The following is a 19417-nucleotide window of genomic DNA, read 5'->3' as shown; positions in this document are numbered from 1 at the left end:
AGTTACGTACCGCGGTCGCGGCCCTGGAGTCGCGCACCATGGAGAGGTACGGCAACCCGCTCGGGCCGACGGCGGATCAGCAGTACGCCGGGCCTAACCGGTTGCGGTCCCGTGTGAGGCCCCCCGGAGGGGCTCAGACGACCAGGAACAGGAACGGAGCCGAGGTGGCCGCACCGGCGGCCGCTCCGGCCACCGTCTGCGCGACGGTGTGGTACCGCAGGGCGACCCGGGACCAGCAGACAGCGGCGGCAACGGCGTACGCGATCAGCCACCAGAGGGAGTGCACGGCGGCGAGCAGGGCCACGACGGCCGACGCGACCGCCGAGTCCACCGAGATCTTCCAGACGGTGTTCACGGCCAGCAGGAGGACGGTCATCGCCCAGAGGCCGAGCATCGCGTACAGAATCCCGGCGGGGGCGCCGCCGAGGACCATGAGGAGCGAACCGGCGCCGACCGAGCCGAGGATGACGAAGAAGATCGGTGCCCGCTTGGTGCGGTCGACGACGTGCCGGTCGCCCCAGGTTCCGCGCTTGCGCTCCCACTCGATGTACCCGGCGGGGACCAGACCCGCGCACAGGGCGCCGAGCAGGCCCCACAGCAGCCCGGTCCAGTCGCCGGCGGCGGCGAGCCCGATGCCTGGCATGCCCGCGAGCAGAACGTTGCGGGGCTGGAGGACATCGGTGACGGCACGGGCCGCCGTCATCGGTGCCGTCATCGATGCGGGCGCCTGCGGTGGTGCCGGCGTCGGACGGGCGGGGCCGTTCAAGTGCTTCTCTCCCGGGACGGACGTTCGAATGCCATCGGAACCGTAAGCGGCACACCCGTAGTACGCGTAGGCGGCCCTTGCGGGGGCTACCCCCACGTGCGGTGTCATGCCTGCCGCATGGGCAGTGGCGGTTCGCTCAACAACCCTTGTCGCATGACGACTTACTCCCGCAGAGCCCCCAGAACCCTCCTCCTCGCACTCTCCGCCGCAGCCGTCGCGTCCACCCTGAGCGCCGTCCCCGCCGCCACGGCTGCGACAGCCGTGCCCACCCTCACGTGGGAGCCGTGCGCCAGTACCGGCGGCCCCACCGACCAGGAGTGCGCGGAGCTGCCCGTACCGCTCGACTACCGCTACCCCGGCGGACGGCAGCTCACCCTCGCCGTCTCCCGTCTGCGCAGCGACCGCCCCGAGGCACGGCGCGGGACGCTGCTGGTGATCGCCGGGGGTCCCGGCAGCTCCGGCGTGCAGCGGCTGACGCAGAAGGCGGCGGCGCTGCGCAAGGAGATGAAGGGCGCGTACGACATCGTCAGCCTCGACCCGCGCGGCGTGGGCGGGAGCACGACGGCGAGCTGCGGGCTCGACGAGGGGGACCGCGACCTGGTGACCCTCCGGTCCTGGCCGGCACCGGACGGCGGGATCGCGGACAACCTCGCCCGATCCCGGCGCGTCGCCGACGCCTGCGCACGCAACGGCGGAGCAGTGCTGCGCAGCTTCACCACGGCGAACGAGGTGCGTGACATCGACCGCTTCCGTCAGGCCCTGGGCGAGGAGAAGCTCTCGGCGTGGGGGATCTCGTACGGGACGTACGTGGGAGCGGTGTACGCGCAGAAGTTTCCGCGGCACACCGACCGCTGGGTGCTGGACAGCAGCGGGGACCCCGACCCGTCCCGCGTCGCGCGGGGATGGCTGGCGAACATGTCGGCGGGTGCCGACAGCCGCTTCCCCGACTTCGCGGCCTGGGCGGCGGACCCGGCGCGGGAGGACGCGGGGCTGCGGCTGGCCCGGCGCCCGGAGGACGTACGCGCTGTGGTGCTCGGTCTGGCGGCGGAACTGGACCGGCGGCCGAAGGCTTCCGACCGGCCGGGCAGGCCGCTGACGGGCAACCGCCTGCGTCAGGCCCTCCAGGGCGCTCTCTACAGCGACAGCGCCTTCCCCCAGGTGGCGCGGCTCATCCAGCAGGCCCAGGACCCGGCCGCGACGCCGGTCCTGACGCCGGACATCGCCGGGGCACTGTCCGATCAGGTCGCGGCGGTGACGATGGGGGTGGTCTGCAACGACGTACGGTGGCCTGCCGCTCCGGCGTCCTCGTACGCGCGTGCGGTCGCCGCCGACCGGGTGCGGTACCCGCTCACGGCCGGTATGCCGGTGAACGTCACGCCCTGCGCCTTCTGGAAGGGCGCGCCGGTGGAGAAGCCCACCCGGATCACCGGCCGGGGCCCGTCCAACATCCTGATGGTCCAGAGCCTCCGCGACCCCTCCACGCCGTACTTCGGGGCCCTGCGGATGCGCGAGGCCCTGGGCGACCGCGCCCGCCTCGTCACGGTCGAGCACGGCGGCCACGGCGTCTACCTGGGCAACGGCAACGCCTGCGGGGACCGCGAGGTCACCCGGTTCCTGACGACGGGTGTCCGGCCGGGGCGCGACACGTACTGCGCGGACTGACGTCGCGGACTGACGTGCTGCGGGGACTGGCGTGGTGCGGGGACGGGCGTGCTGCGGGGACTGGGGTCAGCGGGCCGACGTACCGACGCACCGCGCGGACCGGCGGCTATTCGCCGATGTGCAGCGTCGCGAAGGTGATGTTGTCCGGGCCCCCGGCCTCGATGGCCCCCTTCCACAGTTCGAACGCGGCCCGCGCCCCGTCGTACTTCCGCATCACACCGTCGATCGCCTCGTCCGGGCACGGGTCGGTGAGCCCGTCCGTGCACACCAGGTAGCGGTCGCCGACGGACAGCGCGCGGGCCGTCACGTGCGGGGTCACGGCGCTGAACACGGGGCTGCCGCCGAGAGTCTGGGTGACGGCCGACGTGGTGCGGTGACCCGGCGGCGGCAGCGGGCTGTCGTCCACGCTCACCTGGCGGAGCCCGTCGGGGACGGCGGCGTCGTACACTTTGCTGTCGCCCACGTTGAACACCAGCAGCGCATCCGGCAGGACGACGGCGCCGGCGACCGTCGTTCCCATGGTGGTCAGGTCGGGATCACCGTCGGCGGCCGAGTACACCGAGCGATTGCAGATGTCCAGGGCTTCGAGGACGGACTGTTCGTCGCTCAACGCGGGCCCCAGCGTGGCGAGTTGGCGTACGACGAGCGAGCTGGCTACCTCGCCGGCCGGCTGCCCGCCGAGCCCGTCCGCGACGGCTACGACGAGCGGTGTGCCGAGGGGGAAGACGAGCGTCTGTGGATTCTCGGTCACGGTGCCGCACAGCGTCCACGGTCCGGCGACGAGGCTGTCCTCGTTGTGATCGCGAATCAGTCCGGGATGGCTCAGGGCAGTCACGGCTATGTACGGCACCGGAAGTCCCGCCTCTCCGCATGGAAGGCATGTCCCCTCCCCACCATTGTCCCGCCGGGACGCGCGGCTCGGCCAATGGCGATCCGGGTTTCGGCGGGGGATGATTCGACCGGGTGTGTTCGTCCGGTTGCGGCCGGATGCCCGACTTCGGCAGGGGACAGATGAAGCGACGTGTGACAGCAGGCCGCATGCGCCGGGTGGGAGCCACATTGATCCGGGTTCTGCTCGTCGAGGACACCGGCCTCATGCGCGGCGCGCTCGCCGCGCTCCTCGCCCGTGAGGGGGACATCGAGGTCGTCGTGGAGGCCGAGGGGAACGGCTCGGTGCTGGCGCGGGCACTGTCGTACCGGCCCGATGTCGCAGTGATCGACGTCGACTCCCCGCAGCGCGAGGAGCTGGCTCTGGGGGGCGCACTGTCCGCGCAGCTCCCGGACTGCCGGATGCTGCTGGTCACCGGCTCGTCCACCCGCGAGTGCCTCTGGCGTGTGCTGGCCCAGCACACGCCCGGCCTCATCGGGAAGGACGCGCCCGCGGACCGGCTGGTGGAGGGCATCCGCAAGGTGGCGAGCGGCCAGCGGTACATCGACCCGGAGCTGGCCGTACTGGCGGTCAACGCGGCCGAGAGCCCGCTGACGCCGCGCGAGCTGGAGGTGCTGCGGATGGGTGCCGAAGGGACTCCGACCAGGGAGATCGCGGACCGGCTGGCACTCTCGGTGGGGACGGTTCGCAACCACCTCTCGGCGGTCGCGAACAAGGTGGGGGCACGCAACCGGGTCGACACCATCCGGATCGTCCGGGAGTCGGGCTGGCTGTGAGGGTGGGCGGCCCCGGACCGGCGGGTCGTCCCGGACCGGCTGCTGGTCCCGGACCGGATGCTGGTCCCGGACCGGCTGGTCGTCCCGGACCGGCTGGTCATTCGGTCGTCCGGTGGGTGCGGCGGGCGCGGTGCGGCTGCACGGCGTACGCGTAGGCGGACGTGGGCGCGGGTGCGGGCTGGGGTGCCGCCTCGGGTGCGGGTGTCTGCGGCGTGGCGGGTGCGGGTCCGGCCGGGGATGCCGCCGCGGGTGCGGGGGCCGGTGGCCGGGCCGTGGCCTCCCAGTGGCCGACCAGGTCGCGGTAGAGGGCGGAGGAGGCCATCAGCTCCTCATGGGTGCCGAGCCGGGTCTGCGGACCGTCCAGTACGAGCACGACGTCCGCCCGCAGTGCCGAGCTGATCCGGTGGGCGATCACGATGAGCGTGCCGGGACGGCGGGCGAACGCCTGCTCCGCGACCGCTTCGGCGGCCGGGTCGAGGTGGCAGGTGGCCTCGTCCAGCAGAACGAGCTGTGCGGGCGGCAGGTACGCGCGGGCGAGCGCGAGCAACTGGCGCCCACCGGCGGAGAGTTCCTGCGGGTCGAGCGGCGCGTCGTAACCCCCCGGCCGTTCGGCCAGCGGGCCCGCGCCCACGGACTCCACCGCCCTGTCCAGCTCCGCCGCCGGGGCGTCGGGACTGAGGTAGGCGAGGTTCTCGCGGAGCGTGCCGTCGAACACGTACGCCTCCTGCGGGATCAGCACGCGCCGGCCGGCGAGGGCCGCGGGGGCGCAGGCAACGGGCGCCCGGACCGGATCGCCGCCGAGGAGCACCTGCCCCCTCAGCGGTACGAGCAGCCCGGCGACCAGCGCCGCCAGGGTGGACTTCCCCGCGCCGCTCGGCCCCACGACGGCCAGATGGTGGCCGGGGTCCAACCGGAGGTCGAGGTCCCGGATCACCGGCTCGGCGGAACCGGCGTACCCGAAGGTCACCCCGCACAGCTCCACCGACGGCCGCCGTGTCTCCTGTTCCGGCCCTGCCTCCCGCTTCCGCGGCGCGACGTCCGCCCGCTGTTTGTCCTCCTCCGGCGGCGTACGGGCCGCTTCCGCTATGCGGGCCAGTGAGACCGCCAGCCAGAGGCCGCTGCCCGCCAGGCCCCGTACGAAGTCCTGGAGGGCCGGTTGCAGGCCCTGCGACACGTACGCCACCGCCCCGAGGATCGCCCCGGCGCTCACGCCGCCGCGCACCAGCCACGGCGTACCGGCCAGGATCAGCAGGAGGGGAACCCAGCCGCTGATGCCCAGGGCGGCGGTCCGCAGCGCGGTGAGCCGGGCCAGGGCGCGGGCGGCCCGCACCGAGGCGTCGATCCGTTCACCGGTCCGCGCCTCGACGCGTTCCTCGGCGCCGCACGCCACCACGTCACGAAGTCCCCCCGCCGCCGCGCTCATCGTCTCGGCCAGACGCTCGTCAGCCACGACGACCGCCCGCTGACGCGCGGCCATCGCGCGCAGCGCCGACAGGAAGACGCCGAGCCCGAGCAGCAGCGGCGGCAGGACCAGCAGGAGCAGGGCGGGGTCCAGGGCGGCGAGTCCCAGCACGACACTCACCGCCGTGATGAGGAAGGTCTGGACGAACATGATCACCGCCCCGTACGCCTCCCGGGCGATCTCCACGTGCTCCGTCAGGCGCGCCACGGAGCCGGTGTCGGCGGGTTCGCCGTGCCGGGCCGAGCGGTGCAGGGTGCCGGTGGTGACCAGGGTGACCAGCTCGTCCCGGAACGGTTCGACGACCGAGGCGAGCCCGAGCGCGGTGTGCCGGGTGCCCCACGCGCCGACCAGGACGGCGACCGCCAGGACCCCCAGCCAGGCCGCGCCCTGGCCGGGCCGCCCGGCGAGGAAGCCGTCGTCGACGGCGCGGGCGATGACCCAGCCGGACAGCAGGGCCGGTACCGCCTGTACGAACGACCAGCCGGCGATCCGCAGGAACTCCCGGCGCCGCCGGTGCAGCGCCGAGCGGAGCAGCCTGCCCGCCTCCCGGTTCACGGGGCACCTCCCGGAGCAGCGACCGGCCGGTCCGGTCGGTCCGGTGGATCGCTTCTGCCGGACTGACCCGCCCGGTCCGCCCGGTCCGCCCGGTGCACCCGGTCCGGCCGGTCCGCCCGGTCCGGTCCGGCAGGTCCGGCCGACTGGAACACGGACCGGTAGCCCGGGTCCGTCCACAGCTCCCCGTGCGTTCCCTCCGCCCGGACCCGCCCTCCGGCCAGCCAGACGACGTGCTCCGCCCTCGCGGCGGTCGACGCCCGGTGCGTGACGACCAGGCGGGTACGGTCCGCCAGCGCGCCGGTCAGTACCCGGCTGATGTGGTGCTCGGTCACGGTGTCCAGGCTCGCGGCCACGTCGTCGAGCACCAGGACCCGCCCCGCCTGCACGAACGCGCGGGCTAGCCCGATGCGCTGAGCCTCCCCGCCCGACATCGGGGCCTGGCTGAGCGGGGTGTCGTACTTGGCCGGCAGATGCCGGACGAACGCGTCGGCCCTGGCCGCCGCCGCGTGGGCCACCAGTTCGTCGGCCGACGGCCGCCGGGGCCCGAACCCGATGGCTTCGGCCACCGTCTCGCCGAGCAGCACCGGGCGTTCGAAGCCGTAGGCGACCGCCCGGCGCAATTCGTCACGGGCCAGCCGCGGCATCGGTACGCCGTCCAGCAGCACCTCGCCCTCGTCCGGGTCCAGCAGCCGCCCGGCCAGCGCGGCCAGCAGCGACTTGCCCGACCCCGACCGCCCGACGACCGCGACCAGGGCTCCGCCGGGCACGGTCAGATCGAGACCGTCCAGTACGACGCCACCGTCCGCCGCGCGCACGGTGACCTGCCGGAAGTCGAGCCGCCCGAGCCCCGAGCCGCTCTCACGTCCTGCGCCCCCGTTCCCGAGCCCCGCACCACCGCTCCCGTCGCCCACCGCGCCGCCCGCGTCCACAGCCGGCAACCGCTCGTCGCCGTACCGCATGGCGGGTTCGTCGAGGACCTCCGCGATGCGCGACGCGGTCGCGCGCGCGAAGGTCAGCTTGCTGACCGAGGCCACGACCGAGCTGACCCCCATCGCCAGCAGCACGTACTCGCTCGCCGCCACGACCTGGCCGATGCTGATCCGCCCGCGCGACAGTTCCAGCCCCGCCACCGCCAGTACGGCGACTTGCAGCAGCGGTACGACCAGGGCGCTGCGCGCGCCGAGACCCTGGCGTACGCGCGCCACATGCCCAGGCCGTTGCTGTGCAGCTCCGGCAGCGGCGAGAGCACGCGCCCGGCCTCGCGGTCCACCGTCCCCGCCCCGGCGATCGTGCGGATTCCGGCGAGGGCGCCGACGAGCCGCCCGGCGATCCGGCCCTGGGTCGCGAAGTACTGCTCATTGAGGTCCGAGACGTCGCGGACGAACGCCCGCACCAGGAGTACGACAAGGGGGAGCCCGGCGAGGAACGTGACGCAGAGCCAGGGATCGATGAGCGCCAACGCCACGATGCCGCCGACGGGAGGCACGAGGTCGGTGAACGCCCACACCAGGCTGGAGGGCGCGCTGCCGGTCCGGGCGGTGTTGCCCACCAGGCGGCTGACCAGGTCCCCGGCGCCGAAGCGCCGGGCGGCGCGCTTGCCCAGCGCGAGTACCTGCCGCAGCAGGGTGCGGCGCAGCCACGCGATGGACCGGGCGTTGGCCACCGCCCCGATGAAGTCGTCCGAAGCGTCGCACGCCACCAGCAGCGCGACCGACACAGCGGCCAGCGACAGCCACAGCGCCGCGTCCTCGCCGCCGAGAACGGCGTCAAGGGCCCGGCCGACGACCGCCGGCAGGGCCAGGTAGACGCAGGCCAGCAGCAACGACGTGGCGGCCAGCGCGCCGACCGGCGCACCGCCCCGCCGGACCGCCGTGAGCAGCAGTTGGTCCGCCGCACGTCGGGACACGGCCCACCCACTCCCTGCCGGTACTGGCACTGGCACTGGCACTGGTACGCGCGCTCGCGATGACGTTCGCGGTCACAGGTACGGCGGGGACACGCGGAGGTGTCCCCGCCTTTCACGGTCACTCAGAACAGCGAGCACAGAAGGCTAAGCGCGCTGTACCGGTTGTTGCCGCAGCCCTTGCTCGCCCGGCTTCCGGGCGGCGGCTTGGCGCTGGTTTCGGCCGACAGCCCTTGCAGGTCGAGGAGTGTCATGTCCTGTCACCTCCTTTCTGTACGGTCCGTTTCGAGGTCGGGGAGGTGGTCCGGCGTGTGCTGCCCGGTTGCCGCCCGCCCCGGCGGGGCGAGGAAGGGCAGCAGCACGGTGTCCTGGTGGAGGGCGGATCCGAGGGCCAGCAGCACACCGGCGCTGCCGGTGGCCAGGTCCATGGAGAGCCGCATGAGCTGTTCGCCGGGGAAGGCCAGGTCGCCCTCGTACGTGCAGGCGTAGCGGGCCAGGCGGCGGATGTGCGCGGCGACCACCGGGTCGCGCCCGGCGGCCGTTCCGGGCGGGTGCGCCCGGCTGAGGTGGAAGATCATTCCGGCGAGCCCGTCGAAGAGCCCGGGTTCCAGGTAGAACGGCGCGGTGGCGGCCCTGCGGACAGCGGCGGCGGCCTCGGCGAACCGCTCGTCCTCGCGGTGGGCGAGGTAGTCGTCGAGTACCAGTCCGATGCCCACACTGCCGTCGGCGAGATAGGGCATCGTCCGGAACCCCTCGTTGACCTCCATCGCCCCGTCCTCCCGCACCACGCAGCGGCGGAGATCCTGCCGGAGCGCCGTCGCCGCGAGGTCGAGGAACCCCGTGTCGCCGGTGTACTCGTGGAGCCGTACGAACATCAGCGCGGGCCCGGCGGACCCGGCCATCAGCCCGGCGTACGGCTGCTCACCGCCACTGACCTCCGGCACCGAGTCGGCGGCTCCGAGCCGCCCGGCGACGACGTCCGCCACCTGGAGTGCGGCGTCCCGGAACGCGGGGTCCTGCGTGCGGGCCGCGAAGTGCAGCAGGTTCAGGCCGATGCCGGACAGTCCGCCGCGCAGGTCGAGGCCGAGCCGCTCCCACCGTTCGCCCGAGCACATGTCGAGGATCTTCATCGCCTCGGCGCGGTGCCCCAGGTGTTCGAGTACGTACGCGACCCCGTGCAGGCCCTCGTAGAAGCCGGGACGCGTCCCCGGCTCGGGGCGCAGGGAGTGCTGGACCAGCCAGTCCTCGTACCGCGGATGACGGCCCGCGCCGGTCACGTCCAGGGCGTACAGGACGCCGGCCGCGCCGTGCGCGAAGGCCAGGCCGCTGCCCGTCGTGAGGAACTGCTCGACGTCCCCCGGGAAGAGGCGGTCGTCCCGCTCGGGCGTGGCACTGGCCAGGACGGCGGCGGACAGGGAGTCCCGTGCGCGTACCCAGCCGCTCGGGTCGGGGTCGAGACGCGGCTCGCCGGCGGGCGGCGCGGGCGCCCGCCGGCTCCCCTTCCCCTCGATCACACGTACGGCGTCCTCCAGGTAGCCCGGGGGCAGCGGGAACAGCCGGGCGGCCTCCCTCGCGAACTGACCGGCCTTGCTCGCGTCGAGTGCGATCAGGCCGGTCAGCGGCATGAAGAGGAAGAGCCGCAGACAGGCGAGGGCGTACCGGTCGATGTCGAAGCCGGTGGCCTCGTGCGGGGCGACGAAGCCGGGAGCGGCGAGGGTCTGGTGCCGGGCGTGGGCGGCGTCGGACGCGCCCTCGAAGTCGATCAGTACCGCGCGCCCGTCCGGCCGGACCAGCGTGTTGAACGTATGCACGTCGCCGACGACCACACCGCGCTCGTGCACGGCGGCGACGGCCGCCTCGATCTGCCGGATCATGTCGAGGGCCCAGGAGGTGTACCCGGCGTACGCCGCTTCGTCCGCCTCCAGCGCCACCAGGGGGTACCGCTCGGCGAACTGCTCGTACAGCGTCGGTCCGTCGATGAAGTCCTCGACGAGGAAGTGGTGCTCGCCCAGCTCGAAGTGGTCGCGCACGGCCGGCACGCAGTCGAGGCCGGCCAGCCGCTCCAGCGCCTCCCGCTCGCGCCGCAGCCGGGTCACGGCGTCCGAGCCGTCGGGCGTGAGTCCCGCGTGCGGCCGGGCCTCCTTGAGTACGACGCGCTCGTCGGTCCGCAGATCCACGCCCGCGTACAGGCCGCCGCCGTTGGAGAAGTGGAGCGCGCTGTCGATGCGGTACGGGAGGTCGGAGACGGTCGTACGCGCCCGCTCGGCGAGGTGGGGCTCCAGGAACTCCGGCAGCCGGATCCAGTCCGGCACCTGGAACGTCGGCCCCCGCACGTCGGGCACCAGCCGCCCGCTCGCGTCCTCGATCGCCGGCGACACCTCGCCGCCGGGCGCGACGCAGTACCGGTCGGCGAAGGCGCCGTACCTGACGTAGAGCGGCCCGGGGCCCCAGCGCAGGTCGCTGAGGATGTACGGTCCCCGGCGGCCCTCCAGGACCCGGCCGAGCTCGGTGAGAACGCTCCGCAACTGCGTCTCGTCCGCCGGGTAGACCGTCACGAACTTGCCGCTGGCGCCGCGGTGCGCGTACTTCGCGTTCGCCAGGAGCAGGAAGTCCTTGCTGGGGAGGAACTTGAACGAGATCCGGCGGGGGACGCAGTAGTCCCACACAGCGGCCAGGATCTCCTCCGCGTTGTCGAGGCGCGCGGAGGCGTGGATCTTCCAGCCCTGGACGGGCAGCTTCAGGTCGTCCGGGCGGTAGACCAACCAGTCGCCCAGTTCGCTGCGTACCCACCCGTCGGGTACCGGGCGGCGGGCGGCCTCGAAGTCGTGGCTCTCGTCGCGCCCTGTGTGCGCCGGGGCGTCGTAGAACCACGGGTCGACGAGGCAGTACACCTCATACCGCTTGTCCATGGAAGCCTCCGGTCTGCGAACCAGCCGGGTCACATCAGACGATTCCATGGCCACTCGTCATCAACCACCACCATCTGTCACGCGATGGCCGTGAAAAGGACACCGGCGGACCATGACGTCCGCACAGGCGGCTCCGGTGGGCCGTCGCACCGTGATCAAGGGGTGGGCGTACGGCTCACCGTGCGGCCCAGCGCGGCGGCTTCCTGTGCGAACTTCGCGGCGTCGAGGACGGCCGCGCCACCCGTGTCGTTGTTGAAGTACACGAACACGTCGTCCTCGTCGGACCACGCGTCGCCGATACGCCGGGCCCAGGACTTCAGCGCCTGGCGGCCGTAGCGCGGCGGCTGGGCGGTGCCGCCGTGGAAGCGCACGTACCCCCAGGACGCGGTACGCCAGAGCGGTGTCACCGGACGGGAACCCCGGTCCGCCCAGCACAGGGCGCTGCCGTGCCGCTCCAGTACTTCCCTGAGCTCGCTTTCCGCGTCCCACCACGAGGTGTGGCGCAGCTCGACGGCCACCCTGACCGTGCCGGGGAAGCAGCCCAGGCAGGCATCCAACAACCCTGTGTCAGCACGGAAGTTGGGCGGGAGTTGCAGGAGGACGGGCCCCAGCCGGTCACCCAGGCCGTCGATACGGTCCATCAGCCGGCTCACCGGCTCCTGCGGCTCGCGCAGCCGCTTGATGTGCGTCAGGTAGCGGCTGGCCTTGACCGCCATGACGAAGCCCTCCGGCGTCCGTTCCCGCCAGGAGGCGAAGATCTCCGTGGTGGGGAGCCGGTAGAAGGCGTTGTTGTTCTCGACCGTGGCGAAGTGCCGGACGTACTCCTCCAGCCAGAGCCGCTGCGGCAGCCCGGGCGGGTACAGACCGCCGCGCCAGTCCTTGTACTGCCATCCCGAGGTTCCGACGAGCATGGGCATGCTCCGATCTTTGCCCCCCGGTCCCCGCCTCCGCACAGTGCGACGTCGGGACTGATCCCGCTACGTCGGCACCAGCCACCAAGCGGGTGAAAGCGCGGCACGTCGCGGTCGGCGTGCGCACAGAAAAGCGTACTGCCGGGTTATCTGTTGCTCACCCACCGGCCGTGGCGAACAACGCGTCACGGCGCTCCCGGAGTCAGTCAGCGGAGGAGTAACCGGATGTCGCCTTCACCCTTTGCCAAGCGGTCCGTCCAAACGGTCCTGTCTCTGCTGCTGGTCCTCCTGAGCGCCCTGGGCCTCGCGGGCCAGAGCACCGCGAGCGCCGCGCCGCGGTCGGTCCCGGAGCAGACGGTCGCGCAGCTGACGGTCGCGCAGCTGACGGGAGCGCCGCAGACGGTGACGGCCGGGCCCGACTGGGAGAGCATCGCCGCCTGCGAGAGCAACGGCCGCTGGAACATCAACACGGGCAACGGTTACTACGGCGGCCTCCAGTTCGCCGCCTCCACCTGGCGTGCGTACGGCGGCCACCGCTACGCGCCGAGAGCCGACCTCGCCACCCGCTCCGAACAGATCGCCGTAGCCACCCGGGTGGCCCGGGGCCAGGGCCTCGGAGCCTGGCCCAACTGCGGACGCCATAGCGTGAGCGGAACCGGCAGCGCAGGGACCGCCTCCGGAAACAGCGGGTCCGCCGCGACCGCCCCCCAGCAGCAGGTACAGCGCCAGCCGCAGGTGCAGCCCCGTGAGGCCCAGCCCCAGAACCAGGTCCAGCCCCAGCGCCGGCCGCAGGTCCAGTCCCAGGCCCAGTCCCAGGCAGCGGTGACCGCACCGTCGCGCGCTCAGCAGGAAGCCATCGGCTCCGAGACCTATGTCGTGCAGCCGGGCGACTGCCTGTCCGTCATCGCGGACCGCGCCGATGTCCCCGGCGGCACGCACGCTCTGTACGAACTGAACCAGCACAAGCTCGACGAGGGTCCCGACCGCATCTACCCCGGCCAGCGTCTGCGACTGCGCGCATGAGGTGCGGATCGCGGTCAGGAGTGGGCCGGCTCGCGGCCCGGCGCAATGAGTACGACGGAAACTGCCGGAGCGCTAACACCGGTAACACCGGCAACACCGGTAATAAGGTCCGGGTCCGAGAAGGCAGCCGGTGCGAGGCCCGTGCAGTGGGCGGCCAAGAAGAGACAGAGACAGAGACAGAGACCGAGACAAAGGCGGAGTACCGCGAGTCCCGCGAGTCTCGTGTTCAAGACGGCTCCCCGGTAGCGACCGGAGCCTTCCCTTACCAGAGCGACCGTACGCACATCGGACTGCGACAGTTCCGCGCGCAGTTCCCCGGCAACCAGCGAACCGAACCAGATGCCGCCCGGCAATCCCAAGCCGACGTCCAGACCACTGGTTCCACCGCTACCGCTACAGCTACTTCTCCCGCTACCTATCTCCGTGCAGCGCCCGCTGTTGACCGCTCACCCGCCCGGGTAGTGAGCCCGTCAGGAGGAGCCGCCCGTCGGAATGGCCAGCTCGCCGCCGCGGTAGTAACCCTCCCGTTCCTCCTCGACGTACGGAGCCATCGAGTCACGCCGTCGCTTCTCCGCTTCGGACGCCCGCCACGCGTCGCACGCCTGCCTGGAGTCCCAGAACGACACGCCCGTAACCTCTTGCCCGTCCTCCGACCAGTACGCGAAGGCCCTGCTCATGCCGTCGGGGTGCGCGCTCGGGCGCCATGCCCGCTCGAATTCCTCCAGGGTGCCCGGCTTGACGCGGCGCGTCGTCACCCAGACGAAGTGCTCGTCCATCGTGGCCTCCTCCGGAGCGCGGGTTCGGGTCGGCGGCGCTCCCTCCGACCACCGTAGGCGCGTGACGTCCCGCCCGCCCACTGACGGCCTGCGAGCAGGATCGGTGGCCTGCCACGACGGTGGTAGCGCCGGCCCCACGCGTCAGGCGTCACTCCAGGTACGAGCCCCGGCGTCGGCGTCATCGTCCCTGACCGCCCAGGCGGGGCGGCTGGTTGGTGCGTGGAGTCGCCGGTTCGGGCGGATCGTGCCGCCGTCGGAGGAGCCGTAGCCGTCGGCTCGTCCGGGGCCCGGTGCGCCCGGTCCGACCGGTGCGCGTGGGCCGGCCGGTCCCTGTCCGCCCGGCGGTCCGCCCTGTCCACCCGGTCGGCCCTGTCCCCCCGGTGCAGCCTGTCCACCCGGTGCGGACAGCGGGCCGAGGCGCCACGGGCGTGATTCGGCGGCGCCGCGGGCTGTGGAGAGGCGGGAGACGTCCTGGTGGGACAGTCCGAGCAGTCGCCCGGCGTCGTTCTGGCTCACGCCCAAGTCCTCGACCAGGGAACGCGCGGCGTCGGCGAGTGCCCGGAGTTCGGCGGCATCGGCAGCGGCACGGCGCGTCCGTGCCTCCAGTACGCCCTCCAGCAGCGGGGCGAACTCCGGAACCGCCAGCTCAACGGCGATGGTGTCCGGCACCGTGCCGAGCGCTTCGGCGATGGCGTCGCGCGCCATGTCCTCGGCCTCGTCCAGGGTGCGGCACTGGGTGTGGACGGCGACTTCGGGGATGTCGACGGCCCACCACCGGCCGATCCGATGCAGTCGGGCGTGGTAGCGGGTGCGTGTGGTCACAGGGGCTCGGCCTCCTTGCCTGCCGCGGCGATGAGAATTTGCCTGCCGCGGCGATGAGAATCCGGTCGGTGACGCAAAGCGGGTCGGCGACGTACATCCGGTCGGTGACGTACAGCGGGTCGGTGATCAAGATCCGTGGCGTACGGCACCTGGGGTCTTGCGGGTCCCACTGCCCTCACCGTTCCCCGACGCACACACCGATCAGGCACACGTGCGCCGGTGAAGCGGGCTCGTCCGCCGAGGCGGTCGGCAGAAGACCGCCCACAAGGGTGCGGACGAGGCCGGGGCCTTCGCCGGCGGCGGGCGCGTCCGTTTCGGGGAGCGGCGCCGGGCGTGGGGCCGCGGCGTCACCGCCCCCCGCCGCCTGTGCGGACTCTCCGGCCTGCGCCGCTCCCGCACCGGTGGCCGCCTCGGGTGCGGACTGCCCGGCCGACTGCCGTGCCGCCCGCCCCGCTGCCTCGCCCACCGCCTGTCCCGCCGTCTCTCCCGCGGAGTCGAAGCCGGAGTCCGGGGCCGTGTTCGGGTGGGCGGGGAGGCCGGCGGCCGTGCCGGTTTCCGTCTGCCCGCCGGGGGCCGGTGCGGGATCGGCGGCGGCTGTGCCGTCCTGCCGGCCGGATGCGGCGGCGCGCCGTGTGCGCGGGTCACGCGCGTCGGAGGCGTCGGGCTGCTCCGAAGGTGTGCCGGCGGCCACGGCCCCGGGAGTGGCCGAACCGCCGACCGGTTCCGGCGGCGGGGCGGCGTGGGTGTGGCTCGACGGTCTGGAGGACGGCAGTGCGGCGACCGTGAGGCCGCCACCGACCAGGGCGACGGCCGTCGCGAGCACGGCCCGCCGCCGGTGCTTCTTCCACCGGGCGAGCTGCCGCCGCCGGGCCGCCCGGCCCTGGCCGGAGGCGGAAGTGCCCTCGACCGGCGCGGCGTCGCCGTGCTGAGCGCCGGCGCCGGAAACCGGCCCGGGGGCCTCCGCCGGTATGCCAGCCGGTAGGTCCGCCGGTGTCTCCTCGCTGTGGAGAAGGTCGGTGCTGTGGAGAAGGTCGGTGGGCGGAGCGATGTCCGGAGCGTAGGCGCCGCACCCGGGGCACACGAGCGCCCCATTGAGATGTCGGCGGCACGAGGAGCAGTAATCCATCTGCGATCTTTCTGGCTGCTGACTGCGCCGCCAGGGACGTCGGCGACCTGTTCATGTTCTGGTGGACGTTCTCCTGTGCGCTCTTCACACACGGGCTCGGGCGGCCGTAACGCTAACCGCACCCCCCGAAGGCCGTGCGCAGCCCTTGTGACGCTGCTGCGAAGATTTCCAGCCCGTCGCATCCGTCGCTCCCGGACATGTCGTGACCAATGCCGGCATGGCGGCCCGGTTGTCTGTCAAGGGCTCGGGCGAGCGACACGGATTCAGCCGAACTGCGCGGCCCGGGCTTGGGTGGATCGCGCGCGGGACGCCTTCCTCTGGCATCGCGCCAGGCAGGAACAGGTCCACAGGCCCCGGCCGGGTCGTCCCCAGCCCCGACCGATCCCCAGCCGTCGGCACAACGTCACGCGCGTCGGCCGCGTGCCTTCGCTTCGCGTTCCGCTTCCTTGCGCCTCTGCACGGTGTACGAGGACCAGTCGTGGCGGTGGAGATCACACCTCGACGCGTCCACCATCGCCAGTCGCCGGCACTGGGTTCCCTTCTCCGTCGGTGCTCCACACCTGGACTGCCTGCGAGCCACGATGCCTCCCTGGTCTCCGTTGTCGTACGGATGTCGTACGGGCTGGTCCAGCGTCGCGGGGCGTGTGCACTCCGCAGAAGGCGCACCGCTCGGCGGAGCGTTGCACGGCGGCCCCAGGCGGTCGTTCGGGGGCTCGCGCCTCGCAGGTCAGGCGGTGACAGCGGCGGGAATCGACGGACGGCCGCGTACGGGTGCACGACGCACATCGCCCCGCCGGCTGTCCGGCGGGGCGATGTGGGCGTGCTGCTACGCGTACGCACCGTGCGCGGCCCACGCGCCCGCTCGCCCCACGTGCGTACTCGGCCGCGGCGCCTGCGTGCGTTACGCGCGTACTCGGCCGAGGACTCCAGGTGCCCGGCAGCCCACTCGGCCTGCTCGGCTCACTTGTCCCACTCGTCCTACTCGCGGCGCGGTCAGCGGTCAGCGGTCAGTTGGCGTCCGAGGCGATCTCCGAAACCTTGCGCGTGTTGTGCAGCGCGGCGCCGAACTGCGGATAGCCCACCGGATCCATGCCGGCCTCCTTGCCGCGAAGCCGCACCACACCCGGCACGGTCGCGCTCGCCTGCCGGCCGTCGGACGGGAGGACGGTCACGGAGCCGTCGCCGTTGTCGTCCCACTGGGAGCCAACGGCCACGTCGGACTTACCGTCACCGTTGATGTCGTTCATGAGGAGGGCGGCACCCCACTGGTGGCCCGAGGAGAGGCTGCCCGGCACCCCGACGCTGGCCTGGTGGAAGTACTGCGTCCGCTCGCCGGTGCCGACGCCCTTGGACGTGCCGTACAGCACGGTCAGCGTGCCCTTGTTGTAGCGCATGCCTTCCGCGGTCCGGAAGTTCTCCCGCGGCGTGCCGACGGACAGGTCCATCCTGCCGTCGCCGTCGATGTCGCCGAGCGCGACCGCTTCACCGAACTTGTCCCAGTCCTCGGAGTCGCCACGGATGCTCCCGGACTCCTGCGTGATGGTCTGCGTACGTATCGAAGGGCCGTTCGCGGAACCGTAGTTGACGAGGACCTTGCCGCCGATGGCGCCGTCCGGCGTGGCGCGCCCCCAGTAGACGCCGGTGACGATGTCACCGAAGCCGTCGCCGTCGATGTCGCCGATGGCTCCGCTGACGCCACCGGGCATCCGCCGGCTGCCGATCGCGGTCGGGCCGTCGGCGGAGCCGGGCAGGTAGTAGTTGACGTTGTGGTACTTGCCGTCGGTCGCGGACGCGGTCCGGTTAAGGCCGTTGACCACCAGGTCCGCCCGGCTGTCCTTGTTTACGTCGCCCGCGGTGAGGTTGAAGATGCCGGCGTCCGTGGCACTGCGCAGCGGCAGCCCGCGCGCGGTCACGGCGCCCGGCTTGCCGGACTTCGAGATGCCCTTCTTGAAGACATGGAGGGTGGCCGAGGTGGAGCCGACGGCCAGGTCGTCCTTCCCGTCACCGTCGAAGTCCCCCGCGGCGAGAGCGGCGCCGAAGTGGTCGTGCCGGGTGGGCTCCGGATCCGCGACGGTCGCGCCGCCGGCCAGACCCTGGGCGGCCCCCCACAGGATCTGTACCGTACCGCCGTTGGCGTCACCGCCCACGTCCTCGCGCGGGCTGGAGACCGCCAGGTCGGCGAAGCCGTCGTCGTCGAAGTCGCCCGTGGCCGTGGCAGCGCCGAAGAGGTCGTACGACTCCGCGGAACCGGGACCGCCCACGACGTTCTGATCGATGAGGGTGTGCCGCGCGGGGCTCACGCCGTCCGAACCGCCGTAGTACGTGATGACCGCACCGGCCCCGTGGATTCCTGCGGCCCGGGCCCCGGGCGCGCCGACCGCCAGGTCCCGTACGCCGTCGCCGTTGAAGTCGCTCTGAACCTCTGACCCGGCCGCGGCCGCGGTCCCTGTGGCCGTCGTGACCAGGCTCCCGGTGAGGACGGCGACAACGGAGGCGGCGAGGGCGGCTCGATGGTTGTACTTCACCTGGAGGTCTCCTGTGGTTCAGGTGGTGTCTGACGCTCAGGAGACCTACGAAGCACCCGAACGGTTGTGCCCCGCCGCGCCGCAATGGCCCGCCGCGCCCCAACGCGCCGCGCACCACCCGTGTTTTCCGACTCAAGCCCTCCGCGCGGGACTCGGCGCTACGGTGTGCCTTCACACGAACTGCACAAGGGGGGACCTTGAGCAACCCGTACACGATCAGTCCGCTGCCCGATCCTCAGCCCGCTGCAAGCCCACGGCCGCTGCGGAAGATGAAGCGCGTATACGTCGGTGGTGTGCTGATCATGCTGGTCGGTTTCGGCTGTGGCAGTGCTGACGGGCCGGAGCGCGACCGAGCGGCGGCAGTGGGCGCGAAGCCGCGCCCCGGCCCGACCGTCACCGAGACGGTCACTGCCAAGCCACTCGCCAAGTCACTCGCCGGGCCGACCGCCACGGCGACTGTCACCGCGGATCCCAGGCCCAGGGTGACCATCACTGAGCCCGGCCCGACCGTGACCGTCACGGAGACGGAAACCGCCGAGGTCTACGACGCCGGGAGCGGGGGGAGCTGGGGGAGTGGAGGAAGCGACGACGGGGGCTCGGACGTCTACTACGAGAACTGCTCCGCCGCCCGCGCCGCCGGCGCCGCACCCGTTCACCGGGGCGACCCCGGCTACGGCAGCCACCTGGACCGCGACAACGACGGCACGGGATGCGACTGGGGCTGACGCGCCTCGTACGTCCGGAAGCAGCAGCTCTCGAACGCCCCACCTGCGTGGCGGCGCTTCGACCGGTCGCTGATCGAGGCTGAAGTACTCGGGTGGAGCTGAGTACTTGTCCCCTGGCCGGTCACGGTCCGAGCAGGAACGCTGGGGCCATGAGACAGGGACTTCTGAAGCTCGCTCCCCAGGTGTCGGCGATCGTCGTACTGGCCGTGGTTACGCTCGCGCTGTGGGCTGCATGGCTGGGCTGGGACCAGAACCGTGACGTGCAGCCCGACGGGACGACGACGGGCCCGTACGAGGCGTGGCAGGTGATCGGGCTGGTGCTGACGCTGCTGGCGCCGGTGTGCTGGGCAGCATCCCGGCGCTATATCGCCGGCGCTGTCCTCGGCAGTACGGCCGGCCTGACCGGCGCCGCGTACTACGACTGGTCGGACGACGGCAGCGGCCTCTTCGTGATCGGCGTGGGGATGGTCATGATGGGCAGCTTCGTCGTGACCGCCGTGCTTTCCGCGGTGATCGCCTCCGCGACACGAAACGGCCGATGGGCTGCCGTGGCTCCCGGCGGTCGCCCGTAGAGGCCGGTCCGGAGG

General features: G+C 72.6%; 17 protein-coding genes. 5 read left to right on the top strand and 12 right to left on the bottom strand.

The window, feature by feature from the left end; all coding sequences use genetic code 11:
- Positions 1-133: 133 nt before the first annotated feature.
- On the bottom strand, positions 134-715 hold the full coding sequence (locus AS594_RS16745; RefSeq protein ID WP_069932716.1) for a hypothetical protein: 582 nt from the start codon (positions 713-715) through the stop codon (positions 134-136).
- Positions 716-919: 204 nt separating this feature from the next.
- Between AS594_RS16745 and AS594_RS16740 the strand changes: the two genes are divergently transcribed.
- Complete coding sequence (locus tag AS594_RS16740; RefSeq protein ID WP_069932717.1) at positions 920-2428, top strand: alpha/beta hydrolase; 1509 nt, start codon at positions 920-922, stop codon at positions 2426-2428.
- Between the two features lie 106 nt (positions 2429-2534).
- On the opposite strand, the gene AS594_RS16735 is transcribed toward AS594_RS16740, so the two are convergent.
- Entirely contained in the window at positions 2535-3278 is a 744-nt protein-coding gene (locus AS594_RS16735; protein ID WP_069932718.1) for a PP2C family protein-serine/threonine phosphatase, read from the bottom strand.
- 173 nt (positions 3279-3451) lie between these two features.
- On the opposite strand from AS594_RS16735, the gene AS594_RS16730 reads away from it, so the two are divergent.
- Positions 3452-4093: a LuxR C-terminal-related transcriptional regulator gene (locus AS594_RS16730; protein WP_338120167.1), complete on the top strand. Its 642-nt coding sequence runs from the start codon at positions 3452-3454 to the stop codon at positions 4091-4093.
- A 97-nt stretch (positions 4094-4190) separates the two neighbouring features.
- On the opposite strand, the gene AS594_RS16725 is transcribed toward AS594_RS16730, so the two are convergent.
- From AS594_RS16725 to AS594_RS16705, 6 genes are all read right to left on the bottom strand, one after another.
- On the bottom strand, positions 4191-6110 hold the full coding sequence (locus AS594_RS16725) for an ATP-binding cassette domain-containing protein (protein WP_069935140.1): 1920 nt from the start codon (positions 6108-6110) through the stop codon (positions 4191-4193).
- Positions 6107-7069 (bottom strand): ATP-binding cassette domain-containing protein, encoded by a 963-nt coding sequence (locus AS594_RS46175; protein WP_240509266.1) that lies wholly within the window; start codon positions 7067-7069, stop codon positions 6107-6109. The genes AS594_RS16725 and AS594_RS46175 overlap by 4 nt, the downstream gene beginning before the upstream one ends.
- A gap of 53 nt (positions 7070-7122) precedes the next feature.
- Positions 7123-8016 (bottom strand): ABC transporter transmembrane domain-containing protein, encoded by an 894-nt coding sequence (locus tag AS594_RS46170; RefSeq protein WP_069932721.1) that lies wholly within the window; start codon positions 8014-8016, stop codon positions 7123-7125.
- Positions 8017-8138: 122 nt separating this feature from the next.
- The gene (locus AS594_RS43025; protein WP_107357924.1) at positions 8139-8267 is read right to left on the bottom strand and encodes a SapB/AmfS family lanthipeptide; all 129 of its coding nucleotides are present in this window, start codon (positions 8265-8267) and stop codon (positions 8139-8141) included.
- Between the two features lie 6 nt (positions 8268-8273).
- Positions 8274-10922, bottom strand: a complete 2649-nt coding sequence (gene lanKC, locus AS594_RS44690) for a class III lanthionine synthetase LanKC (RefSeq protein ID WP_069935139.1) — start codon at positions 10920-10922, stop codon at positions 8274-8276.
- Between the two features lie 155 nt (positions 10923-11077).
- On the bottom strand, positions 11078-11839 hold the full coding sequence (locus tag AS594_RS16705) for a DUF72 domain-containing protein (RefSeq protein ID WP_069932724.1): 762 nt from the start codon (positions 11837-11839) through the stop codon (positions 11078-11080).
- 219 nt (positions 11840-12058) lie between these two features.
- Here AS594_RS16705 and AS594_RS47255 point away from each other — a divergent pair, with 219 nt between their 5' ends.
- Positions 12059-12856, top strand: coding sequence for a LysM peptidoglycan-binding domain-containing protein (locus AS594_RS47255; protein WP_069932725.1), 798 nt, complete (start codon positions 12059-12061; stop codon positions 12854-12856).
- 470 nt (positions 12857-13326) lie between these two features.
- Here AS594_RS47255 and AS594_RS16695 read toward each other — a convergent pair whose 3' ends face one another.
- The 4 genes from AS594_RS16695 to AS594_RS16680 all read right to left on the bottom strand — a co-directional run bounded on the left by AS594_RS16695 (position 13327) and on the right by AS594_RS16680 (position 18105).
- A complete protein-coding gene (locus tag AS594_RS16695) occupies positions 13327-13632 on the bottom strand; it encodes a putative quinol monooxygenase (RefSeq protein WP_069932726.1) in 306 nt (101 codons plus the stop codon).
- Between the two features lie 141 nt (positions 13633-13773).
- Positions 13774-14454 (bottom strand): type II toxin-antitoxin system HicB family antitoxin, encoded by a 681-nt coding sequence (locus tag AS594_RS45415; protein WP_069932727.1) that lies wholly within the window; start codon positions 14452-14454, stop codon positions 13774-13776.
- A gap of 175 nt (positions 14455-14629) precedes the next feature.
- On the bottom strand, positions 14630-15535 hold the full coding sequence (locus tag AS594_RS16685) for an SCO2400 family protein (RefSeq protein WP_069932728.1): 906 nt from the start codon (positions 15533-15535) through the stop codon (positions 14630-14632).
- Positions 15536-16587: 1052 nt separating this feature from the next.
- Positions 16588-18105, bottom strand: coding sequence for an FG-GAP-like repeat-containing protein (locus AS594_RS16680; RefSeq protein WP_069932729.1), 1518 nt, complete (start codon positions 18103-18105; stop codon positions 16588-16590).
- A gap of 269 nt (positions 18106-18374) precedes the next feature.
- Here AS594_RS16680 and AS594_RS16675 point away from each other — a divergent pair, with 269 nt between their 5' ends.
- Together AS594_RS16675 and AS594_RS16670 are read left to right on the top strand one after the other, a co-directional pair.
- On the top strand, positions 18375-18830 hold the full coding sequence (locus AS594_RS16675; RefSeq protein ID WP_176741036.1) for an excalibur calcium-binding domain-containing protein: 456 nt from the start codon (positions 18375-18377) through the stop codon (positions 18828-18830).
- A gap of 149 nt (positions 18831-18979) precedes the next feature.
- Positions 18980-19402 carry a hypothetical protein gene (locus AS594_RS16670; RefSeq protein WP_069932730.1) on the top strand — a complete coding sequence of 141 codons (423 nt, stop codon included), beginning with the start codon at positions 18980-18982 and terminating at the stop codon, positions 19400-19402.
- The last annotated feature ends 15 nt before the right edge of the window (positions 19403-19417 follow it).

The sequence above is a fragment of the Streptomyces agglomeratus genome, from assembly GCF_001746415.1.
GTDB lineage: Bacteria > Actinomycetota > Actinomycetes > Streptomycetales > Streptomycetaceae > Streptomyces > Streptomyces agglomeratus.
Note: the sequence above shows the minus strand (reverse complement) of the source record. Positions and strands in the feature narration are given on the sequence as shown.

Bases quoted from the DNA above. Each gene is read 5' to 3' on its own strand.
- AS594_RS16705 (WP_069932724.1), bottom strand. From the start codon at position 11,839: ATGCCCATGCTCGTCGGAACCTCGGGATGGCAGTACAAGGACTGGCGC.
- AS594_RS16670 (WP_069932730.1), top strand. From the start codon at position 18,980: ATGAGACAGGGACTTCTGAAGCTCGCTCCCCAGGTGTCGGCGATCGTC.
- AS594_RS46175 (WP_240509266.1), bottom strand. From the start codon at position 7,069: ATGCGGTACGGCGACGAGCGGTTGCCGGCTGTGGACGCGGGCGGCGCG.
- AS594_RS16675 (WP_176741036.1), top strand. From the start codon at position 18,375: ATGAAGCGCGTATACGTCGGTGGTGTGCTGATCATGCTGGTCGGTTTC.
- lanKC (WP_069935139.1), bottom strand. From the start codon at position 10,922: ATGGACAAGCGGTATGAGGTGTACTGCCTCGTCGACCCGTGGTTCTAC.
- AS594_RS16695 (WP_069932726.1), bottom strand. From the start codon at position 13,632: ATGGACGAGCACTTCGTCTGGGTGACGACGCGCCGCGTCAAGCCGGGC.
- AS594_RS47255 (WP_069932725.1), top strand. From the start codon at position 12,059: ATGTCGCCTTCACCCTTTGCCAAGCGGTCCGTCCAAACGGTCCTGTCT.
- AS594_RS16740 (WP_069932717.1), top strand. From the start codon at position 920: ATGACGACTTACTCCCGCAGAGCCCCCAGAACCCTCCTCCTCGCACTC.
- AS594_RS43025 (WP_107357924.1), bottom strand. From the start codon at position 8,267: ATGACACTCCTCGACCTGCAAGGGCTGTCGGCCGAAACCAGCGCCAAG.
- AS594_RS16745 (WP_069932716.1), bottom strand. From the start codon at position 715: ATGACGGCACCGATGACGGCGGCCCGTGCCGTCACCGATGTCCTCCAG.